This is a genomic window from Serratia surfactantfaciens, assembly GCF_001642805.2.
Lineage (GTDB): Bacteria > Pseudomonadota > Gammaproteobacteria > Enterobacterales > Enterobacteriaceae > Serratia > Serratia surfactantfaciens.
On sequence record NZ_CP016948.1, the window covers coordinates 2,874,616 to 2,896,450 of the forward strand.

Here is a 21,835-nt window from a genome sequence, read left to right on the forward strand (position 1 = left end):
CGGCATTCGCCGTGCCTGTTTGCTTTTCAGGCCTCGCTGCGGCTGTATCGTACCTGTTGGCTGTAATACGCCAGCGTCTGCTCCAGCGTCTCCAGCGTGACCGGTTTCGACAGGCAATTATCCATGCCCGCCTCGAGGCAGCGCTGCCTCTCTTCCGCCAGCGCGTTCGCCGTCACGCCGATCACCGGCGCGCTGAACTGCATCTGCCGTAGCTCTTGCGTCAGGCGATAGCCATCCATATTCGGCATATTGACGTCGGTCAGCACAATATCGACGCGGTGCTGTTTCAGCACGCCGAGCGCATCCACGCCATCGTTGGCGGTCACCACCTGATATCCCAGCGATCCCAGCTGATCGGACAGCAGGCGACGGTTGATCGGATGATCATCGACCACCAGCAGATGAATATCGCCGTTGTCCGCCGCGCTGGCCTTGGCGGGCACCGGCAGTTGCACCAGCCCCTCTGCCGCGCCGCCGCCGACGCCGAACAACCGGTTGAGCAAGGTCAGCGTTTCGCGCGGCGTGGATGTACTGTGCATCCAATAGCCTGGCCGGGTTTCCAGCGATGGGCCGATATGCTCGGTGGAGAACTGGATCTGAGCCAGCAGCGGCGTATCCAGCATCAGCGGATGATCGCTGAGCATCACCTCGCCGGCGGCGGTCTCCTGACCGTCATAGCGCTGGATATCCGCGCCGTACCCGTCCAGGATGGCCATCAGATAGCTTTCCAGCCGCTGATTGCGGATATCCAGCCACAGCCGACGGCCTTGCCAGGTATCACTGGCCTGCGGGATGGGGAACTGGGCGTTGAACAGCGGAATGCGGATGCTGAACAGACTGCCCAGCCCCGGTTCGGACTCGACGGCGATATCGCCGTCCATCAGGTTGATCAGTTTTTCACAGATCGCCAACCCCAGACCGGTTCCCTGGAAATGGCGCTGCACGCCGGTGCCGACCTGGAAGAACGGATCGAACAAGCGCGAGATCTCCTTCTCCGGGATGCCGACGCCGGTATCGCGCACGCTGAACTCCAGATAGCTGCCGCGAGTGCAGACCTGCAGCACGATGCAGCCGGTATCGGTGAACTTGATGGCGTTGTTCACCAGGTTGGACAGCACCTGCTGCAAGCGCACCGGATCGCCGAAGATGCGCTCCGGCACGTTCTGTTCGATAAAGCAGTACAGCCCCAGACGTTTTTTCACCACCAGCGGCAAGTAGTTGCCGGCGATATGGGTGATCACCTCCAGGCAGGAGAACTCGCGCGGCTCGATCTTCAGCTGTTCGGACTCGATCTTGGAGAAGTCGAGGATATCGCTGATGATCTTCAGCAGCAGGCCGGAAGAGTTGTTCATCGCATTGACCAGCCGGTCCACCCCTTGCGGCAACGCCTTGGTTTGCAACAGATCGAGGTTACCGATAATGCCGTACAGCGGCGTGCGCAGTTCATGGCTGACGGTGGCCAGGAACATCGATTTCGACTGGCTGGCCTGCTCCGCCGCCGCCGCCATCTCCTGCAGCGACTCTTCCATCTTCACGCGCGCGCTGACGTCCACCAGCACGCAGATCGCCACCTCTTCGTTACGGTAGCGCGAGTGAACAAAGCTAATCTGCAGGTTGTTGTTGTTGCTGGTCATCACATCGACGAAATTCGCCTGCTGTTCGCAAATGATGCGCGTAATGCGATCGCGATCTTCGTGGGTCAACAGATTGATGTAGTTGTGCGCCAGCTCGTTGCTCAGGATATTGGTGCCATCGCTGATGCGCAGGATACAGATGCCCACCGGCGCCGAGGCGACGATCTTGCGGTTGAACTGCTCGTGTTCTTCCAACCGGAAGGCGTTGTCCTCCGCCGGCAGGAACATCTTGCGCTCAAACAGCCACGCCAGCGTGAACAGCACGATGGCCGACAGCAGGTTCAGCAATAGCGCGTTGAGGATCAGCATCTTGAAGCGTTCCACCACGCTTTTCACCGGCAGCGCATAGACGATGCTCAGCGAAGAAGGCGGCAGCGCTTTCTTCAGGATCAGGTCGCGGTAATTGTCGACATAGCCAAAGTAGGCGTGCTCTGCGGGATAGCTGTTAAGCGAAGCGGCATAGCGATCGCCATCCGCCAGGCGCAGCACCGGCTCGTTGTTCTCATCCAGCAGCGTGACGCCGATCGGCAGGTTGCCGGCGGTGACGAAGTCCTCCAGCCGAACGGTTTGCTCGATGCCCAGCAGCGCTTCCAGCTTGTTGCCGATATAAATCGGCGTCAACACATACAGATAACCGACGTCCGGCCGCTGCGCGCTGGGGCTGATCCAATACAGGTTGTTGTCTTTATCCAGATTCTTGGCATTGCGGTATTTTAGAATGCGCTCATGCAGCGACTTGAGCACGTTTTCCCGGTTGGCGACCGCATTGCCGCCGCCGAACTCCGCCATGCACAGGCTGTCGCCGCCGATGAAGAACACCCGGTTAAGATCGTAGGCCGCCACGAAGTTCTCTTTCCAATACTGGATCAGGCCGCTTAGCGAATCGAGCGAACTGCGGTAGGTGGTGCTCAGCGCGCAGTTGGACTCCGGGTACAGCGGGAAGAATTGCGGCGGGCTGCCCTTGCCGGGAAACACCCCGCTGAACATGTCCAGGCTGCTGACCGAACCGTTGAGGCGGTTCTCCGCCATATACTTGATGTCGCGGATGATATCGGCGGAATGGCGGATGTAGCCCTGCGCCTGATCGAAATTGAGGTTGTATTCCTGCCGGATGTCCGACTCTTTCTGATGCAGAATATTCAGAATATAAAAGGTGGTGAGCAGCGCTCCCAACGACCACAGCAAAATCGCCAGCACCCGAAACAGATAGCGGGATATCTTCAGCGTAGTTCGAAAAGAGGCTAAGTATTTCAATCGGGTACCATACGAAAGTCAGTGACGGCGCGCGTTGTCGCCGGCGCGGCGGCCGGCGGCTCGGTGCCCAATTAAACCATATAACTGAAAAAGGGCCTAGCATCGCTGCCAGGCCCTTTTGTCTCGGTGCATTACGGTGTCGGCATGCCGACGCCTTCACCTTGCTTAAACGTTGTCGTCGTCCATCGGCTCAGCCGCGTCGTCGCCATCGTCCAGCGGCGTGCTGTCTTCTTCCGCCGCTTCCGCGCCCGGCTCCAGGCTGTCCAGCTCTTCGTCTTCCACCGGCTCGGCCACGCGCTGCAGGCCGACGACGTTTTCGTCTTCCGCCGTGCGGATCAACGTCACGCCCTGGGTGTTACGGCCCACCACGCTGACTTCCGAAACGCGGGTACGCACCAGCGTGCCGGCATCGGTGATCATCATGATCTGGTCGCTGGTTTCCACCTGCACGGCGCCGACCACCTGACCGTTACGCTCGCTCACCTTGATGGAGATAACCCCCTGGGTGGCGCGTGACTTGGTCGGGTATTCGGTCACGGCGGTACGTTTACCGAAGCCGTTTTGCGTGACGGTCAGGATATCGCCTTCGCCGCGCGGCACGATCAGGGAGATCACGCTGTCGCCTTCGCCGAGGTTGATGCCGCGCACGCCGGTGGCGGTACGGCCCATCGAACGAACCTGCGTTTCCGGGAAGCGCACCACTTTACCGTTGGCGGAGAACAGCATCACTTCGTTGCTGCCGTCGGTCAGATCGACACCGATCAGCTCGTCGCCCTCGTTGAGGTTGACGGCGATGATGCCGGCGCTGCGCGGACGGCTGAACTCGGTCAGCGCGGTTTTCTTCACGGTACCACTGGCGGTAGCCATGAACACGTGACGCCCTTCTTCATACTCGCGCACCGGCAGGATGGCGGTGATACGCTCATCGGCTTCCAGCGGCAGCAGGTTGACGATTGGGCGACCGCGCGCGCCACGGCTGGCTTCAGGCAGTTGATACACCTTCATCCAGTACAGGCGGCCACGGCTGGAGAAGCACAGGATCGTATCGTGGGTATTGGCCACCAGCAGGCGATCGATAAAGTCTTCTTCTTTAATACGCGCGGCGGACTTGCCTTTGCCGCCGCGGCGCTGAGCTTCATAGTCGGACAGCGGCTGATACTTCACGTAACCCTGGTGAGACAGGGTCACCACCACATCTTCCTGGTTGATCAGGTCTTCGATGTTGATGTCGGAAGTATTGGCGGTGATCTCGGTGCGACGGCCGTCGTTGTACAGCTCTTTGACCGCCACCAGCTCTTCGCGGATCACTTCCATCAGACGTTCTGGGCTTTCCAGAATGAAGATCAGCTCGGCGATAAAGTTGAGCAGCTCTTTGTATTCGTCCAGCAGCTTTTCATGCTCCAGACCGGTCAGTTTCTGCAGACGCAGATCCAGAATCGCCTGAGCCTGCTGCTCGGTCAGGTAGTACTTGCCGTCGCGGATACCGAACTCCGGCTCCAGCCACTCAGGGCGGGCGGCGTCGTCACCGGCGCGCTCCAGCATGGCGCTGACGTTGCCCAGATCCCACGGCTGCGCCACCAACGCGACTTTTGCTTCCGCCGGCGTCGGCGCACGGCGAATCAACTCGATGATCGGATCGATGTTGGCCAACGCGATGGCCAACGCTTCCAGGATATGGGCGCGGTCGCGGGCCTTACGCAGTTCGAAGATGGTGCGGCGGGTAACCACTTCGCGGCGGTGGCGCACGAAGGCTTCGAGGATGTCTTTCAGGTTCAGCAGCTTAGGCTGGCCCTGATGCAATGCCACCATGTTGATGCCGAAGGTGACCTGCAGTTGCGTCAGCGCATACAGGTTGTTCAGCACCACCTCGCCGACCGCGTCGCGTTTGACTTCGATCACGATACGCATGCCGTCTTTATCGGACTCGTCGCGCAGCGCGCTGATGCCTTCGACGCGTTTCTCTTTCACCAGCTCGGCGATCTTCTCGATCAGACGCGCCTTGTTCACCTGATACGGGATCTCGTGAACGATGATGGTTTCGCGGCCGGTCTTGGCGTCGGCTTCCACTTCCGCGCGCGCGCGCAGGTAGACTTTGCCGCGCCCGGTGCGGTAGGCCTCTTCAATGCCGCGACGGCCGTTGATAATCGCCGCCGTCGGGAAGTCCGGCCCCGGAATGTGTTCCATCAGCCCTTCGATGCTGATGTTTTCATCATCGATATAGGCCAGGCAGCCGTTGACGACTTCAGCCAGGTTGTGCGGTGGAATATTGGTGGCCATACCCACGGCGATGCCCGACGAGCCGTTGACCAGCAGGTTCGGGATCTTGGTCGGCATGACGGCCGGGATCTGCTCGGTGCCATCATAGTTAGGCACGAAGTCGACGGTTTCTTTTTCCAGATCCGCCAACAGTTCGTGAGCAATCTTGGACATGCGCACTTCGGTATAACGCATCGCCGCGGCGGAGTCGCCGTCGACGGAACCGAAGTTACCCTGACCGTCCACCAGCATGTAGCGCAGTGAAAACGGCTGAGCCATACGCACGATAGTGTCGTAAACCGCGCTGTCACCGTGTGGGTGATATTTACCGATCACGTCCCCGACGACACGGGCCGATTTCTTGTATGGTTTATTCCAGTCGTTACCCAGTACGCTCATCGCGTACAGAACGCGGCGGTGAACCGGCTTCAGACCATCACGAACATCTGGCAGCGCGCGTCCGACAATAACGGACATCGCGTAGTCCAGATACGAGTTTTTCAACTCGTCTTCGATGTTTACCGGTGTGATTTCTCTGGCAAGGTCGCTCATGGAGCTGCTATCCCTCTACTAATGATTCATCTGCCCGCTGCCATAGTGGCAAAGGTGTAAAACTATATCACAAAGCGCGCTTTACGGGAAAATAACCGCCGCTGTTTCACGGAAATTGTGCAGATTCGTGCGCGAAAAACGCATCGGCGCAGACGATGCCGCGTCGGAACATGTATAATCCGCGCAACGAGAACAAGGAGCCAGACAAGCCCATGAACGCAGAATCATCCAGCCACGCGCAAAACGTTGACCACCAGGAAATCGCCAAGTTCGAGGCCGTCGCCTCCCGCTGGTGGGATCTGGAAGGCGAGTTCAAACCGCTGCACCGCATCAACCCGCTGCGCCTGAACTACATCATGCAGCGCGCCGGCGGCATTTTTGACAAGCAGGTGCTCGACGTGGGCTGCGGTGGCGGCATTCTGGCGGAAAGCATGGCGCGCGAAGGCGCGCAGGTGACCGGCCTGGACATGGGCGCGGAACCGCTGCAGGTCGCTCGCCTGCATGCGCTGGAAAGCGGCGTAAACGTGACTTACGTGCAGGAGACGGTGGAAAGCCATGCTCAGGTCAACCCGCAGCGCTACGACGTGGTCACCTGCATGGAGATGCTGGAGCACGTGCCGGATCCGGCCTCGGTAGTGCGGGCCTGCGCCCAGTTGGTGAAACCAGGCGGCCATGTGTTCTTCTCCACGATCAACCGCAACACCAAAGCCTGGCTGATGGCGGTGATCGGCGCAGAGTACGTGCTGAAGATGGTGCCGCAGGGCACCCACGATCATAAGAAGTTCATTCGCCCCTCCGAACTGATCGGTTGGGTCGACGGCACGCCGCTGCGCGAAAAGCATATGATCGGCCTGCATTACAACCCGATCACCGATCATTTCAAGCTTGGCCGCAACGTTGACGTGAACTACATGGTGCACACCCAGCACGAAGGTTGAGCGCCGTATGCCGCGCCGGCCCTGCGTTACCGGGGTACGGCGCCAGCGGCGTATTAAGAAAAATACCTAATTTACACGACTTCGATCAAAATCGCCGTTGTAAACAGGTTTTTAGAATATTAAATCAGATCAATATGCCGTTTTTTTCTAACGTTTAATAAAGCGTCAAACGATCGGCTTTTTCAGTTTTTAAGGAAAATCTGATCACGCTTATTGACAAGCTTGTCGCGCCAGTCACGGCGCGCGCTTCGCGCGGCAAGTTACATTTCACCCCCAAGTTATCCACAAATTAGGCCGATTTTGTTCACTTGCAAAGGCCGTTTTTTCTCACTATCTTGTTACCTCACCGACATACAACCCCTATATATAGTGTTTACATACTGAGCAGAGCGACTACACTTCTGCTTAGGGGCACCATACGGACAGGTAAAACACCACATGAACCAAAGTCTGCTTGTAACTAAACGCGATGGCCGTAAAGAGCGCATCAACCTCGACAAAATCCACCGGGTCATCGATTGGGCCGCAGAAGGATTGCACAACGTCTCGGTTTCTCAAGTAGAGTTGCGTTCGCACATTCAGTTTTATGACGGCATCAAAACCGCCGACATTCATGAAACCATCATCAAAGCCGCTGCCGACCTGATCTCCCGCGATGCGCCGGACTATCAGTACCTGGCCGCTCGCCTGGCGATCTTCCACCTGCGTAAAAAGGCTTACGGCCAGTTCGAGCCGCCGAAGCTGCACGCTCACGTGATTCGCATGGTTGAGATGGGCAAATACGATAAACATCTGCTGGAAGACTACAGCGCTGAAGAGTTCGAGCAGATGGACTCCTTTATCGATCACTGGCGCGACATGAACTTCTCTTATGCCGCCGTCAAGCAGCTGGAAGGCAAGTATCTGGTGCAGAACCGCGTCAGCGGCGAGATCTACGAAAGCGCCCAGTTCCTGTACATGCTGGTGTCCGCCTGCCTGTTCTCCAACTACCCGCGTGAAACCCGTCTGGATTACGTCAAACGTTTCTACGACGCGATTTCCACCTTCAAGATTTCGCTGCCTACGCCGATCATGTCCGGCGTGCGCACCCCAACCCGCCAGTTCAGCTCCTGCGTGCTGATCGAGTGCGGCGACAGCCTGGATTCCATCAACGCCACCTCCAGCGCCATTGTGAAATACGTTTCGCAACGCGCCGGCATCGGCATCAACGCCGGCCGCATCCGCGCGCTGGGCAGCCCGATCCGTGGCGGTGAAGCCTTCCATACCGGCTGCATCCCGTTCTACAAACACTTCCAGACCGCCGTTAAATCCTGCTCGCAGGGCGGCGTACGCGGTGGCGCGGCAACGCTGTTCTACCCGATGTGGCACCTGGAAGTGGAAAGCCTGCTGGTGTTGAAAAACAACCGCGGCGTTGAAGGCAACCGCGTGCGTCACATGGACTACGGCGTGCAGCTGAACCGCCTGATGTACCAGCGTCTGATCAAGGGCGAAGACATCACCCTGTTCAGCCCGTCCGACGTGCCGGGGCTGTATGACGCGTTCTTCGCCGATCAGGACGAATTCGAGCGCCTGTATACCCAGTACGAGAAAGACGACAGCATTCGCCAGAAGCGCGTGAAAGCGGTTGAGCTGTTCTCGCTGATGATGCAAGAGCGCGCCTCTACCGGCCGCATCTACATTCAGAACGTCGACCACTGCAACACCCACAGCCCGTTCGATCCGCAGATCGCGCCGGTGCGTCAGTCCAACCTGTGCCTGGAAATCGCCCTGCCGACCAAGCCGCTGGAAGACGTCAACGACGAGAACGGCGAAATTGCGCTGTGCACCCTGTCCGCCTTCAACCTGGGCGCGATCGACAGCCTGGACGATCTGGAAGAGCTGGCGACCCTGGCGGTGCGTTCACTCGACGCCCTGCTGGATTACCAGGATTATCCGATCAAGGCCGCGCACCGTGGCGCGATGGGTCGCCGCACCCTGGGCATCGGCGTGATCAACTTCGCCTATTATCTGGCGAAGAACGGCGTGCGTTACTCCGACGGCAGCGCCAACAACCTGACCCACAAAACGTTCGAAGCCATTCAGTACTACCTGCTGAAAGCCTCCAACCGTCTGGCTCAGGAACAAGGCGCTTGCCCGTGGTTCAAAGAGACCACCTATTCGCAGGGCATCCTGCCGATCGACACCTACAAGAAAGACCTGGATGCGGTCTGCAACGAGCCGCTGCATTACGACTGGGAAACCCTGCGTAAAGAGATCCAGGAAACCGGCCTGCGCAACTCGACGCTGTCCGCCCTGATGCCATCGGAAACCTCTTCGCAGATTTCCAACGCCACCAACGGCATCGAGCCGCCGCGCGGCCACATCAGCATCAAGGCCTCGAAAGACGGCATCCTGCGCCAGGTGGTGCCGGAGTATGAACGTCTGAAAGACAACTATGAGCTGCTGTGGGAAATGCCGAGCAACGACGGCTACCTGCAGCTGGTAGGTCTGATGCAGAAATTCATCGACCAGTCGATTTCGGCCAACACCAACTACGATCCGACCCGCTTCCCGGGCGGCAAGGTGCCGATGAAGCAGCTGTTGAAAGACCTGCTCACCACCTACAAGTTCGGTGTGAAAACGCTGTACTACCAGAACACCCGCGACGGTGCGGAAGACGCCCAGGAAGATTTGCAGCCTGCCAAGGCCGGCGATGACGACTGCGAAAGCGGCGCCTGCAAGATCTAAAGTTTGACCTAGCGGGCCGGAATTTTCCGGCCCCTTCATTTAGCCACGTTACGATGGATTCAGGCTTATGGCTTACACCACTTTTTCTCAGACCAAAAACGACCAGCTGCAAGAGCCGATGTTCTTCGGCCAGTCGGTAAACGTTGCGCGTTTCGACCAGCAAAAGCATGAAATCTTCGAAAAACTGATCGAAAAACAGCTCTCCTTCTTCTGGCGCCCGGAAGAGGTTGACGTCTCGCGCGATCGCATCGATTACCAGGCGCTGCCGGAGCACGAGAAGCACATCTTCATCAGCAACCTGAAGTATCAGACCCTGCTGGACTCCATTCAGGGCCGCAGCCCGAACGTCGCCCTGCTGCCGCTGATCTCGATCCCTGAGCTGGAAACCTGGGTGGAAACCTGGTCGTTCTCCGAGACCATCCACTCGCGTTCCTACACTCACATCATCCGCAACATCGTCAACGATCCGGCGCTGGTGTTCGACGACATCGTCACCAACGAAGAGATCAAGAAGCGCGCGAAAGACATTTCCGGCTACTACGACGATCTGATCGAGATGACCAGCTACTATCACCTGCTGGGTGAAGGCACCCATCAGGTGAACGGTAAAACCGTCACCGTCAATCTGCGCGCGCTGAAGAAGCAGCTGTACCTGTGCCTGATGAGCGTGAACGCGCTGGAAGCGATCCGCTTCTACGTCAGCTTCGCCTGCTCCTTCGCTTTCGCCGAGCGCGAACTGATGGAAGGCAACGCCAAAATCATCAAGCTGATCGCCCGCGACGAAGCGCTGCACCTGACCGGCACCCAGCACATGCTGAACCTGATGCGTTCCGGCGCCGACGATCCTGAAATGGCGGAGATCGCCGAGGAATGTCAGCAACAGTGCTACGATCTGTTCGTGCTGGCTGCCCAGCAGGAGAAAGAGTGGGCGGAATACCTGTTCCGCGACGGCTCGATGATCGGCCTGAATAAAGACATCCTGTGCCAGTATGTGGAATACATCACCAATATCCGCATGCAGGCGGTCGGCCTCGGCCTGCCGTTCGAAACCCGCTCCAACCCGATCCCGTGGATCAATGCCTGGTTGGTGTCCGATAACGTGCAGGTAGCGCCGCAGGAAGTGGAAGTGAGCTCCTACCTGGTTGGCCAGATCGACTCGGAGATCAACGCCGACGACCTGAGCGACTTCGAACTGTAAGCGATGGCGACGCCAACCGTAACGCTGCGCGCCGCCGGCACGCAGCTTTCCTGCCCCAACAGTGAAAACTGCCTGCTCGACGTGCTGGAACTGCACGACGTGCAGGTGGAGTACCAATGCCGCTCCGGTTATTGCGGCGCCTGCCGCCTGAAACTGGTGAAAGGCGAAGTGGCCTACCGCCAGCAGCCGTTGGCGTTTATCAACGCCGGCGAGATCCTGCCCTGCTGCTGCATGCCGCTGACGGATATCGAGCTGGAAATTTAAAGTCGGGTGCCGGAAACCGCGCCTGGAGACCAGAAGGCGGGGTTGCCCCCGCCCTATGATTACCGCTTCACCTCACACGCCAACCTGATCAGGATAGTGATATTTTCCTGGTAGATTTTCAGCTCGCACAGCGAGTCTCTTATCATCCAGATAAATAACAAAACCGTAATACATACAACGGTTAGCGAGTGAAACACATGCCTTAAGCGCATGCTTGCCTCCTTGCTGCGAAGGGGCTACCATACCGGTGTCTAGGCGGTATGTGCAGCCCCATTCTGATTGAGAGTCAGTCTGGGGCTTTCATCTATCCGCCTTGTCACACAATGCCCAAGACGAACAGTCTCAAGCACCCGCCAAGAGAGTAACAGCATTCCCTCACCGCGAATATCCCCTATAAGATTATGATTAATCAGGGATATATAACCATCCTCAAGGTATTCTTGTTCTTGCAGCGTCCGCTTAGCGCCTCTTTCCTGCCGATACGGAAAAATAACGCGCCGGAGAGTCGCCGAAGGCTTTGCGAAACATGGCGATAAAGTTGCTCGGCGAGGCATACCCCAGCGCTTCAGCGATCTGCAACACCGTTTCGCCTTCGGCCAGCTTCGCCAATGCATGTGACAACCGGGCCTGCTGACGCCACTGGGCAAAACTCAATCCCGTTTCGCCGATCATCAGCCGCCGCAGGGTGCGCGGCGACATCGCGCCCCATTCGGCCCATGCCTCCAGCGTGCGCTCGCTCCCCGGCTGCGCCAGCAAGGCCTGCAGAACGCCGGCCAGGCGCGGATGAGACGACATCGGCAAATGCAGCGGCTCCGTCGGCGCCAGACGTATCTCGTCCCGCATCACCTGCGCCATGCGATCCTGCTCCTGGGTCAGCAGGCTGCGCTTGTCCCAGCCTTCCGCACGCTGAGCCAGCGCCTGCAGCACGGCGCTGATGCCGATAACGCAGGGTTTATTCGCCAAATCGGTGCAGGCCTCCGGCGCCAGCAACAGGCTCCAGCCGCTCAGCGCACCGCAGACCTGCACCCGGTGCTCCGTCGCCGGCGGGATCCAACCCGCCCGCCCCGGCGGCAGCACCCAATCGCCTTGCGCCGTTCGCACATGCAGCAAACCGCTTTCAACGCACAGCAGCTGACCGCGGACATGCTGATGCCAGTCGTATTCACGCGTGCCCAACCGATACTCCCGGCCCGCCGCATCGCGGCCGCCAAGGGCGATCAGCCAGGGGCCCGCCGGCCATTCGCTGCAGTCCGCGTCGGTAAAATGAGGGTTATCGTTCATATTGGCCACTCATCACTATTTTTAGTCCAGATACCGTTATATCAACCTTTTCCCGCACCGACATAATGAAATGCTTCCGGCCGCTACCGTCTACGGCCACTGACTCACGAGGGAACAGGATGACTACACTCAACATTGGCATTATCGGCGCCGGGCCCGGCGGGCTGTGTCTGGCTCAGGGGCTGCGCCGCTACGGCATCCACGCCACGGTGTTTGAACGCGACACCACACCGCAGGCGCGCGATCAGGGTTACCGGCTGCGTATCGATCCTTCGGGCCAGCAGGCGCTGGCCGCCTGCCTGCCGCCGGCGCACTATCGGTTGCTCTGCGCCAGCAGCGCGCAAAACAGCGGCGAGAGCAATCTGTGGGATCCGCAGCTTGCTCCGCTTAACGATCGCCGCCCCAAACACTGGCTGCCTTCCAGCCAGCAGCCCATGCAAGAACCAAACGGCGATCTCGGCGTTCATCGGCAAACGCTGCGCGAAATCCTACTCGCCGGTCTGCAAGATCGGGTGCGCTTCGGCTATACCCTGCGTGAGTTTGCACAAACGTCACAGGGTGTGGAACTTCAATTCGCCAACGGCGAGCAAGTGCGGGTCGATGTGCTGATCGCCGCCGACGGCGTCAACTCGCTGGTGCGGCGGCGCTGCCTGCCCGAGGCGGGGCCCGAAGATAGCGGCGTGGTCACCCTCTATGGCAAAACGCCGCTCAACGCGGCGACCCGGGCCCAATTGGCCCCCGAATTGCTGCGCGGCGTGTCGGTTGTCTTCGCCGACGGCTTGTCGCTGGTGATTGAACCGATGCGCTTTCAGGCGCCCATGGCGCAGCTGGCGGCCGACTACGCGCCCGATTGCCGCCTCACGCCGGTCGACGACTATCTTTATTGGGCCTGTATCGGATCGGCTGAACGGCTCGGCGGGCCGGCACGGGCGGAGGGGGCCGCAGCGCTGCAGGCGCGCGTACGGCATATTTCGCAGGGATGGGCGCCCGCCTTGCAAACGGCGTTAGCGCTGACGGAGCCCCAGTCGCTCAGCGTGCGGGCGGTGCAGGTCACGAAGGCGATACCGGTGTGGCACAGCGAACGCATCGCCTTTCTCGGCGACGCCGTGCACGCCATGAGCCCGGCGGGTGGGCTCGGCGCCAACAGCGCGCTGGCGGACGCCGCCAGCCTGGCGATGCATCTGGCGCAGGCCGACAGCGCCGCGCAGGCGCTCAGGGACTATAGCCAGGGGCTGCAAGTGCGGGGCGCGGCGGCGATACGTCTGTCACGTCTGGCGTCCGAGCGGCTGCTGCAAAGCAGCGAAATCGGCAACTCGCCGTGACCGTCACTCGATAATTTCCACGACCTCCAGCCAGGCGTTTTGGCCGCACGCCTGGCCTCCGTTCAGCCAACGACGCAGCATATCCAACGCCAACATCGCCACCGACTCCTGACGCAGCCGCAGGCCGTGGCGCGACGCGCGATAACGCACGGTCTGGCCAATGCCGCCGCGTGGCGTGTGCAGCGCAATGCTGACCTGCTCATCGCGCATGGCGCTGACCGCCAACGCCAACGGCGCGCCGGTCAACTCCGCCAGCGAGCGGGCGCGCGCCAGCGTTGTTTCCAACGTTTCGATGCAATGCGCCGGCAACAGCTCTCCCCCCGCCAGCGGCGCACCTTCGCTCTGCAGCTGCAGATTGATCAACCCGCCGCTGAATTGCTCGCTCAACGCCAGCGTCAATCCTTGCTGATTCAGGCGCTGCGTCAGCGTCGCCGGCAAACCGGCGGTGCCTTCAAAGATGCAGTTGTCCCCCGCCACCTCGCGCACGCGTCGCCAGGCCTGTTCCATTTCCGCACGCCGGCTTTCAGGCCCGGTCAACTTCAACTCGATGATCGGGCTGGATGAACGATAACCCAACACCACGTCCGGCGGCAGCGGCATGCCGTCCAGCTCGGCGGCCAGATCGCTTTCGGAGGTGCCGAAGGTGGTCAGGCGCAGGCACAGCGGCGCCGCCGGCAAGGTAAAGCGCTGACGCAGGCGCGGCACGATCTGCTGTTCAACCATCACTTTGAATTCCGACGGCACGCCAGGCGTGAAGAACATCAGACATTGGTTGAGCTGCAGCGCAAAGCCGCAGGCGGTACCCACCGGATTGTCCAGCATTTCCGCATTGGCCGGGATCTGCGCCTGCTTGCGGTTGGAAGGGGCCATTGGCCGCCCGCGCCCGGCGAAATAGGCCTCCATGCGCGCCACCCAGTCGGCCCGTTCAACCAGTTCTACGCCACAGGCTTTAGCGGCGGCCAACGCGCTGAGATCGTCGCTGGTCGGCCCCAGGCCACCATTGACGATCAGCACATCGGCGATATGACTCCGTTCCTGCAGGATCTCGATCAAAGCAGAGAGGCTGTCCCCTACCGTTTCACGCCCGCTCATCGGCACGCCCTGCTGGAACAGGTAGTCCGCCAGCCAGGCGGCGTTGGTATCAATAATTTGCCCGTGCAGCACCTCATCGCCGGTGCTGAGCATCTCCACCCTTAACATTGATCTCTCCCACATTTTTTGGTCATTCCACTATAGAAGCCCGTAAATAACTTTTCACTAACCGTCGGCGGATAATTTCAGCCATCGTTCTGTTCTTCATGCGCCGTGCCGCCCTCCTTGATGTAAATATTAATTTACATCACGCGTAACGCCGGTTTGACACAAATTAGAGCTTCCACTATCCTGCCATCCTCATAAATCGTTACCTATAATTTTCAAAATCTTTCGGCTGGTAGAGAAAAAACGTGAAGAATCGCACTCTTGGCAGTGTTTTTATCGTGGCGGGCACCACCATTGGCGCCGGGATGCTGGCGATGCCGCTGGCGGCGGCCGGCGTCGGCTTTGGCGTCACGCTGGCCTTACTGGTCGGGCTGTGGCTGTTGATGTGTTACACCGCGCTGCTGCTGGTGGAGGTTTACCAGCATGAGCAAGCAGATACCGGTCTCGGCACGCTCGCCAAACGTTATCTCGGCGGCGGCGGCCAGTGGCTGACCAGCTTCAGCATGATGTTCCTGATGTACGCGCTCACCGCCGCCTATATCAGCGGCGCCGGCGAACTGCTCGCCACCAGCATCAGTCAATGGACGTCGCAGGACTTCCCGGTGTCGCTCGGCGTCCTGCTGTTCACCCTGGTGGCTGGCGGTGTGGTGTGCATCGGCACTCACTCGGTCGATTTGTTCAACCGCATCCTGTTCAGCGCCAAGGTGGTGTTCCTGGTGGTGATGCTCGGCCTGATGTTGCCGAATATCCACCAGACCAACCTGCTGACGTTGCCGCTGGAGCAAGGCCTGGCGCTGTCGGCCATTCCGGTGATCTTCACCTCATTCGGCTTCCACGGCAGCGTGCCGAGCATCGTCAACTACATGGGCGGCAACATTCGCAAACTGCGCTGGGTGTTCATCATCGGCAGCGCCATTCCGCTGATCGCCTATATCTTCTGGCAGTTGGCGACGCTGGGCAGCATCAGCTCCGACACTTTCGTCGGCATTCTGGCGCAGCAAGCCGGGTTGAACGGTCTGTTACAGGCGGTGCGCGATGCGGTCGCTTCGCCGCACGTTGAACTGGCGGTGCACCTGTTCGCCGATCTGGCGTTGGCGACCTCGTTCCTCGGTGTGGCGCTCGGGCTGTTCGATTTCCTGGCCGACCTGTTCAAACGTCAAGACAACGTGCGCGGCCGTCTGCAAACCGGCGCCATCACCTTCCTGCCGCCGCTGGCCTTCGCGCTGTTCTATCCGCGAGGCTTCGTGCTGGCGCTGGGGTTCGCCGCCATCGCCCTGTCGGTACTGGCGTTGCTGCTGCCTTCGCTGCTGGTGTGGAAAACGCGGCAGAAACATCAGGCGCAGTATCGCGTCTGGGGCGGCACTCCGGCCTTGGCGTTGGTGTTTATCTGCGGGATTACGGTGATCGCCATCCAATTGGGCATCGCCAGCGGCATGCTGCCGGCGGTAGGGTAACGTATTCGGGGGCCGTTTCGGTCCCCGAATCTGTTCAAGCGGGTGGATTAAGAATAGCGTCGATCTGCGCCGCGCTGAGCGACAGACCGAAAAAGGCCCGATAAAAATCTCTCGTCTCTTCCCGCATGTCAATGTCGGCGAAACGCGCCGGGTACAGCGTTTTCGCCAACCATAAAAACTGCAGCGCCTCTTCGCTGGTCTCGCGGCACCACCAGAACATCCCCTTGGGATTGACCACGACCCGATGTTGTAAAACGGCATCGATGCCCCGCCATTGCGCAGAGGCGCGTATCTCTTCGGCGTCGCGCTTGTTCATCGCCACGATCACCTGCGGATTGGCGGCCACGATCTGCTCCAACGCCACCTCACCCGCCCCCTCTTTTTTCAGGCCAAACCACGTTTCCGCCACGTTGACGGCGCCGGCCAGATCCATCCAATCCTGATTAAGCGACGGTCGACCTGAGGTGGTCAACGGATTGCCCATGCTGTGATAAACGCGAATGCGCTGCCCAGGCGGTAAATCTTTCAGTCGCTCGGCAACGCGCGCCACATTGCGAGAAAAATAGCGATCGTAGGCCAGCGCTTTTACCTGCGCATCCGGCCCCAGCGCGGCGCCCGTTTTTAACACTCGTGCGCGCAGCGCCGCCATCGAATTGGCTTTAAACGCCAATACGCGTACGCCGGCCCGTTCGAGCACATCCAATTGCGGCACTTTCATGCTGTCAGGCACGAACAGCAGCCGGGTGCCAAGCGCGATGATTTGTTCCGGATTCAACTCTTGTCCGCTATTCACACTCACCGCCGGGACAGCGTCAATGCGCGGCAGGCTTTGGCGAAACAGCGGGATCTGTTTCGCGACATTCGATGTGCCGACGATATTATCGCCATAGCCCAGCATCGCGATGATGGCGTTTTGCGCAGGCCACGGCGAGGCAATGCGCACTTCGCCAGCAGGCGGCGCAGCCCACAAACCGCCATGAAACAACACGCCAACCAACAGCACCCATGCAGGCAACGATACGATTCTCATGGCGCCCTCAGAAGTCAAAGGTGACGGATGCGCGTACTTCACGGCCGCTGCCGAGAAACGCGCTCGATGCCCCGCCGTTCCCGTCCGTGCCCGACGGGAAAATAGAGGCCCAGTAATGTTCGTTCGTGACGTTATTGACCGTCAGCCGCAAAGTCGCAGGCACGGAATGAATGCGGGTAGCATAGCGGGTTCCCAGGTCCAGCGTGGTGTAACTGTCAGCCCAGGCACTGTTGGTGTCGTTCGCCGCTCGCTTGCCGGTATAGTGCACGTTGGCGCTATAGACCCATTGCGGCATCGACGGCAGGCTGTACTCCACCAGCATATTGGCCTGCACCTTCGGCACGCCGACCACGCGCTTGCCGCGCGTGCTGTCGGAAGCCGTCTCTTTCAGTTGCGGATCGAGCAGCGTGACGCCGCCAAACAGGCTCAGCCCTTCATGCACGCGCCCGGCGGCCGTCAACTCCAGGCCATTGTTCACCTGTTCGCCCTGCTCCTTGTACACCCGGTCTTCGGCGTCAACATAAGCGAACGGCCGCTTGAGGCGGAACAGCGCGGCGCCGAGGTTCATCTCCCCGACGTCGGCTTTCAGGCCAATCTCATATTGCCGGCTGCGATAGGGCTTGAGCGTCTGCCCTTCGTTCTTCACGCCTTCTCCCAGCGGGGCCGTACCACCTTGCTCCAGCGAGTCGGCATAGCTGAGATAAGCCATCAGCGTCGGGGTGATTTTGTACATCAACGCCGCGTTCGGGCTCAAACCCTGCTGATTGTCTTCTTCGATTTTCTTGCCGTCGGCGCCGTAATTGCGCGTTTGCAACCAGCTTTCGCTTACATAGAGCATCGCCGACCACTGCGGATTGAAGGTCATCGTATCGCCGAAAGTCACGCTCTGCTGGCTGTTCTCGCTGGATTTATAGCGCACGCCGTTCTTGGGGATCTTTCCGTCGTCCGGCTCATGCATCGCCGACGGATGATACATATTGTCGATACCCAAATCGTAGCGCCGGCTGGCGCCTTTGCCGCTGTAGATAGACCAGACATAGCCCGTCGTGGCGAGCGCCAACTCATGCCCCACCGAGCCGGTATCGATATGGCCGTTCAACGTCAGCGTATTGCTCAATACCCGAAATCGCCCCGAGGCGCTGGAGTCGCTCATCGACCGCTTGATGTCGCCGTCGCCGTTGAGCAGGGTGCTGGATACCGAACGCATGGCGCGATCCGCCTGTTGCCAACCTACGCCGCCCGTTACTGACCAATCGTCATTGAAATAATGAATCAGCCGCGTGCTGAGGGTGTCAGTGGTTAAATCGTTACCTGCCGTTGCGAGCGCCAGATGTTTATTCTGCGGATTGGGGGCGGAAGGCAGCGGGACATTCGGCCCATAGCTGAAGCCACCGGGGTAACCCTTTTGCAGGAATTCGTAATGGCTGGCGTCCAGTTGCAGCTGCGTGCCCGGCTTTATATTCCAGTCGAACGCCACGGCCAACAGCCGACGACGCAATGTACTGTCGTCAACGTTGCCTTCGCCCTCTTCGTTGAGCGCATTGATGCGATAGCCGAATCTGTTGTCATCGTCGAGGTGGCCGCCGAGATCGACATGGCCGCTGAAGGCGCTGCGGCTCTGATACCCGAGCGTCACCTCGCGTAGCGGTTGCGGCGTCGGGCGTTTCGCCACAAAGTTGAACTGCCCCGCCGGGCTCGCAGGGCCATACAAGGCGCCGGTCAGGCTGTTGAGAACATCCAGCCGCTCCAGCATTTCAACGGGAAAGGCCGTGGTGGAGACGATGTTCAGCCCATTCAGCCGACTGTTCGCCACTACGCTGCCCTGCATGCCTCGGCTCTGAGGGCGCCCAACGTCCATGCCGCCGCGTGCCTGCATTTGCGTGCTCGGTGAATATTTCAGTAACTCGGCGACGCTTTTCGCCTGCTGATTTTTAATCATCGGTTGGGTTACGGTGGTGGAGGAATAAGGCGTATCGAGCCACGCCCTGGCGCCCAACGGCCCCAGTTCAATATCCGTCGTTTTAAAACCGGCGCCAGACGCGCTTTGCGTCGCGGGGGATAACGCACTGCCCGTGACGGTCAACACCTCTTCATGATCGGCTTGCGCCGCGGCGGCTTCATAAGAAAAGAGTGAGACAAGCAGCGGCATCAGCGCCGCCAGAGGATTTCGGTAAGCCATGACGTCCATATCGCTATATAATAATTTATATTACGCATTTTACGGCATGTGCTCTCCCGTGGCGATGCCGATCGCCGAATCTTTAAATAATTTAATCTATTATCGTTACGCTCCCAGAGGAACGCCCCCACGGAGGGCGCAAAAAAAAATCCCCCGGCCAATGACCGAGGGATTCGCTGAACGCGACGGACCGCAGTCCGTCCGTCAGAGTTAGAAGCTCAGACCAACACCGACATAAGGGCCATCGGCCAGGGTGTTGTCACGACGCCCGTCTTTGCCTTCCATCTTCATGTAGCGGTAGCCTACGTCCACGCTCAACGGACGGAACTTCCAGCGCAGGCCGCCGCTGGCTTCGTTATAGGCCTTCACGCCGCTGGTGAAGGATTCAGGAGCAAAGTAACCTTCGCCGTGCAGGCTGAAGTAACGGTTGATTTCCCACTCCAGGCCGCCGCCCAGCGCCAACGCGCCGCCGCTCTTGCCGTCTTTCGGGCTGAGGTACAGCGCTTTGCCGCCCACGGTCGCCGTCAACGGCCCCAGCGGCACGCCGAAGTTCAAGCCCAGGCTGCCGACGTTGCCGTCGTGGTCGCTGCGCGCCCAGTTGCCGGTCAGGCCCAGACCTGAAGAGCCGGTGCTCATGCCGAAGCCCAGGTTGGTATAGTGCTGCCCGGCCTCACCCGACACGCTGATGGCGTTCGCTGCGCCGGTCACAAACAGCAATCCTGCCGCGCACGCGACCCAAGTCTTTTTCATCATCTTTCCCTCTGGTTTGTCATCCGTACCGAATGATCGAATCAACGCATAATAATAACGTCACGAGTCTATACCAAAGCACAATGAGGATTTAAGGGATAAAAGCGAAAAAATTCTTCATTAATCAAATAAATGTAAATATTTGCAAACAACACTCTATATTCGTCAAGGCGATGCCAACGATAACCGAGACCTATTTGCCGCCGCTCGGCAATAGGGCTACAACTAGTAGTGGCTTTGACCAAGGTCAGGGGAAAAAGCCCCGCCAAAGGACTATGCTGATGAACGCTTAAACCGCCCGAGTCTTTACTTAAATGCACTACGATAAGGAGCAAGTGATGAGCAAGAAAGGACTGACCACCGCAGCCGGCGCCCCGGTTGTCGATAACAATAACGTGATCACCGCAGGCAAACGCGGCCCAATGTTGTTGCAGGACGTGTGGTTCCTGGAAAAACTGGCCCACTTCGACCGCGAGGTCATCCCCGAGCGCCGCATGCACGCCAAAGGATCGGGCGCCTACGGCACCTTTACCGTCACCCACGACATTACCCGCTACACCCGCGCCAAGATCTTCGCCGAGGTCGGCAAACAGACCGACATGTTCATCCGCTTCTCCACTGTCGCCGGTGAACGCGGTGCCGCCGACGCCGAGCGCGATATTCGCGGCTTCGCCATGAAGTTTTATACCGAAGAAGGCAACTGGGATTTGGTGGGCAACGATACGCCGGTGTTCTATCTGCGCGATCCGCTGAAATTCCCCGATCTCAACCACGTGGTGAAACGCGATCCGCATACCAACCTGCGCAACCCGGTGTACAAATGGGACTTCTTCTCTCACCTGCCTGAATCGCTGCATCAGCTGACCATCGACTTCAGCGATCGCGGCATTCCGAAGTCCTACCGCCACATGCACGGCTTCGGCAGCCACACCTTCAGTTTTATCAATGCCGCCAACGAGCGCTTCTGGGTGAAATTCCACTTCCGCTGCGAACAAGGCATTGAAAACCTGATGGATGAAGAGGCGGAAGCGATCATCGCCAAGGATCGCGAAAGCTCACAGCGCGATCTGTTCGAAGCGATCAAGCGCGGCGACTTCCCGCGCTGGAAGCTGCAAATTCAGATCATGCCGGAACATGAAGCCTCGCAGACTCCCTATAACCCGTTCGATCTGACCAAGGTATGGCCGCACGGCGACTATCCGCTGATCGACGTCGGCTATTTCGAGCTCAACCGCAACCCCGACAACTACTTCTCCGAGGTCGAGCAGGTGGCGATGAACCCCGCCAACGTGGTGCCGGGCATCAGCTTCTCGCCGGATAAAATGCTGCAGGGCCGCCTGTTCTCGTATGGGGATGCACACCGCTATCGCCTGGGCGTCAACCACCACCAGATCCCGGTGAACGGCGCCAAATGCCCGTTCCACAACTATCATCGCGACGGTGCGATGCGCGTGGACGGCAACAGCGGCAACGGCGCCACCTACGAGCCGAACAGCTTCGGTCTGTTCCAGGAGCAGCCGGACTTCAGCGAACCGCCGTTGAGCATTGAGGGGGCGGCCGACCACTGGAATCATCGTGAAGACGACGATTACTACAGCCAGCCGCGCGCGCTGTTCAACCTGCTGAGCGCCGAAGAGCACCAGCGCATGTTCACCCGCATCGCCGGCGAGCTGTCGCAGGTGCCGGAACAGATTCAGCGCCGGCAGGTCGAGCTGTTCAGCAAGGTGCACCCGGACTACGGCGCCGGCGTCGCCAAGGCGTTGGGGCTGAAGTAACCCCCTGCCGTCATCAACTCA

The 21,835-nt window shown here is 59.5% G+C and carries 15 protein-coding genes; 7 read left to right on the forward strand and 8 right to left on the reverse strand.

Features of this window, described 5'->3' with window-relative positions; all coding sequences use genetic code 11:
* Positions 1-26: 26 nt before the first annotated feature.
* Positions 27-2,888, reverse strand: coding sequence for a two-component system sensor histidine kinase RcsC (gene rcsC, locus ATE40_RS13515; RefSeq protein WP_063919771.1), 2,862 nt, complete (start codon positions 2,886-2,888; stop codon positions 27-29).
* A gap of 165 nt (positions 2,889-3,053) precedes the next feature.
* Positions 3,054-5,696: a DNA topoisomerase (ATP-hydrolyzing) subunit A gene (gene gyrA / locus ATE40_RS13520; protein ID WP_019453691.1), complete on the reverse strand. Its 2,643-nt coding sequence runs from the start codon at positions 5,694-5,696 to the stop codon at positions 3,054-3,056.
* A 212-nt stretch (positions 5,697-5,908) separates the two neighbouring features.
* Between gyrA and ubiG the strand changes: the two genes are divergently transcribed.
* The 4 genes from ubiG to yfaE all read left to right on the forward strand — a co-directional run bounded on the left by ubiG (position 5,909) and on the right by yfaE (position 10,823).
* Positions 5,909-6,634 carry a bifunctional 2-polyprenyl-6-hydroxyphenol methylase/3-demethylubiquinol 3-O-methyltransferase UbiG gene (gene ubiG / locus ATE40_RS13525; protein ID WP_019453692.1) on the forward strand — a complete coding sequence of 242 codons (726 nt, stop codon included), beginning with the start codon at positions 5,909-5,911 and terminating at the stop codon, positions 6,632-6,634.
* 438 nt (positions 6,635-7,072) lie between these two features.
* Entirely contained in the window at positions 7,073-9,361 is a 2,289-nt protein-coding gene (nrdA, locus tag ATE40_RS13530) for a class 1a ribonucleoside-diphosphate reductase subunit alpha (protein WP_019453693.1), read from the forward strand.
* Between the two features lie 67 nt (positions 9,362-9,428).
* The gene (gene nrdB / locus ATE40_RS13535) at positions 9,429-10,559 is read left to right on the forward strand and encodes a class Ia ribonucleoside-diphosphate reductase subunit beta (RefSeq protein WP_019453694.1); all 1,131 of its coding nucleotides are present in this window, start codon (positions 9,429-9,431) and stop codon (positions 10,557-10,559) included.
* A 3-nt stretch (positions 10,560-10,562) separates the two neighbouring features.
* Positions 10,563-10,823 carry a class I ribonucleotide reductase maintenance protein YfaE gene (gene yfaE, locus ATE40_RS13540; RefSeq protein WP_019453695.1) on the forward strand — a complete coding sequence of 87 codons (261 nt, stop codon included), beginning with the start codon at positions 10,563-10,565 and terminating at the stop codon, positions 10,821-10,823.
* 59 nt (positions 10,824-10,882) lie between these two features.
* Here the strand turns inward: yfaE and ATE40_RS25020 are convergent, their stop codons facing one another.
* Both ATE40_RS25020 and ATE40_RS13550 read right to left on the reverse strand, forming a co-directional pair.
* On the reverse strand, positions 10,883-11,035 hold the full coding sequence (locus ATE40_RS25020) for a Hok/Gef family protein (protein WP_004935921.1): 153 nt from the start codon (positions 11,033-11,035) through the stop codon (positions 10,883-10,885).
* Between the two features lie 247 nt (positions 11,036-11,282).
* On the reverse strand, positions 11,283-12,104 hold the full coding sequence (locus ATE40_RS13550) for an AraC family transcriptional regulator (RefSeq protein ID WP_019453696.1): 822 nt from the start codon (positions 12,102-12,104) through the stop codon (positions 11,283-11,285).
* 119 nt (positions 12,105-12,223) lie between these two features.
* Here ATE40_RS13550 and ATE40_RS13555 point away from each other — a divergent pair, with 119 nt between their 5' ends.
* On the forward strand, positions 12,224-13,426 hold the full coding sequence (locus ATE40_RS13555) for an FAD-dependent oxidoreductase (protein ID WP_063919772.1): 1,203 nt from the start codon (positions 12,224-12,226) through the stop codon (positions 13,424-13,426).
* Positions 13,427-13,429: 3 nt separating this feature from the next.
* Here ATE40_RS13555 and ATE40_RS13560 read toward each other — a convergent pair whose 3' ends face one another.
* A complete protein-coding gene (locus tag ATE40_RS13560; RefSeq protein WP_025160177.1) occupies positions 13,430-14,626 on the reverse strand; it encodes a nicotinamide mononucleotide deamidase-related protein YfaY in 1,197 nt (398 codons plus the stop codon).
* Positions 14,627-14,871: 245 nt separating this feature from the next.
* Here ATE40_RS13560 and tyrP point away from each other — a divergent pair, with 245 nt between their 5' ends.
* Positions 14,872-16,080, forward strand: coding sequence for a tyrosine transporter TyrP (gene tyrP / locus ATE40_RS13565; RefSeq protein ID WP_063919773.1), 1,209 nt, complete (start codon positions 14,872-14,874; stop codon positions 16,078-16,080).
* Positions 16,081-16,114: 34 nt separating this feature from the next.
* Here tyrP and ATE40_RS13570 read toward each other — a convergent pair whose 3' ends face one another.
* The 3 genes from ATE40_RS13570 to ATE40_RS13580 all read right to left on the reverse strand — a co-directional run bounded on the left by ATE40_RS13570 (position 16,115) and on the right by ATE40_RS13580 (position 20,039).
* The gene (locus ATE40_RS13570) at positions 16,115-17,110 is read right to left on the reverse strand and encodes an ABC transporter substrate-binding protein (protein ID WP_177342841.1); all 996 of its coding nucleotides are present in this window, start codon (positions 17,108-17,110) and stop codon (positions 16,115-16,117) included.
* A 7-nt stretch (positions 17,111-17,117) separates the two neighbouring features.
* Complete coding sequence (locus ATE40_RS13575; protein ID WP_156785431.1) at positions 17,118-19,298, reverse strand: TonB-dependent receptor; 2,181 nt, start codon at positions 19,296-19,298, stop codon at positions 17,118-17,120.
* A gap of 201 nt (positions 19,299-19,499) precedes the next feature.
* Positions 19,500-20,039 (reverse strand): YfaZ family outer membrane protein, encoded by a 540-nt coding sequence (locus ATE40_RS13580; RefSeq protein WP_019453702.1) that lies wholly within the window; start codon positions 20,037-20,039, stop codon positions 19,500-19,502.
* A 338-nt stretch (positions 20,040-20,377) separates the two neighbouring features.
* Between ATE40_RS13580 and katA the strand changes: the two genes are divergently transcribed.
* Entirely contained in the window at positions 20,378-21,814 is a 1,437-nt protein-coding gene (katA, locus tag ATE40_RS13585; protein WP_063919775.1) for a catalase KatA, read from the forward strand.
* Positions 21,815-21,835: the final 21 nt, after the last annotated feature.

Coding starts and splice junctions, on each gene's coding strand:
- gyrA (WP_019453691.1), bottom strand. CDS start 5,696: ATGAGCGACCTTGCCAGAGAAATCACACCGGTAAACATCGAAGACGAG.
- ubiG (WP_019453692.1), top strand. CDS start 5,909: ATGAACGCAGAATCATCCAGCCACGCGCAAAACGTTGACCACCAGGAA.
- nrdA (WP_019453693.1), top strand. CDS start 7,073: ATGAACCAAAGTCTGCTTGTAACTAAACGCGATGGCCGTAAAGAGCGC.
- nrdB (WP_019453694.1), top strand. CDS start 9,429: ATGGCTTACACCACTTTTTCTCAGACCAAAAACGACCAGCTGCAAGAG.
- yfaE (WP_019453695.1), top strand. CDS start 10,563: ATGGCGACGCCAACCGTAACGCTGCGCGCCGCCGGCACGCAGCTTTCC.
- ATE40_RS25020 (WP_004935921.1), bottom strand. CDS start 11,035: ATGCGCTTAAGGCATGTGTTTCACTCGCTAACCGTTGTATGTATTACG.
- ATE40_RS13550 (WP_019453696.1), bottom strand. CDS start 12,104: ATGAACGATAACCCTCATTTTACCGACGCGGACTGCAGCGAATGGCCG.
- ATE40_RS13555 (WP_063919772.1), top strand. CDS start 12,224: ATGACTACACTCAACATTGGCATTATCGGCGCCGGGCCCGGCGGGCTG.
- ATE40_RS13560 (WP_025160177.1), bottom strand. CDS start 14,626: ATGTTAAGGGTGGAGATGCTCAGCACCGGCGATGAGGTGCTGCACGGG.
- ATE40_RS13570 (WP_177342841.1), bottom strand. CDS start 17,110: ATGAGAATCGTATCGTTGCCTGCATGGGTGCTGTTGGTTGGCGTGTTG.
- ATE40_RS13575 (WP_156785431.1), bottom strand. CDS start 19,298: ATGGACGTCATGGCTTACCGAAATCCTCTGGCGGCGCTGATGCCGCTG.
- ATE40_RS13580 (WP_019453702.1), bottom strand. CDS start 20,039: ATGAAAAAGACTTGGGTCGCGTGCGCGGCAGGATTGCTGTTTGTGACC.
- katA (WP_063919775.1), top strand. CDS start 20,378: ATGAGCAAGAAAGGACTGACCACCGCAGCCGGCGCCCCGGTTGTCGAT.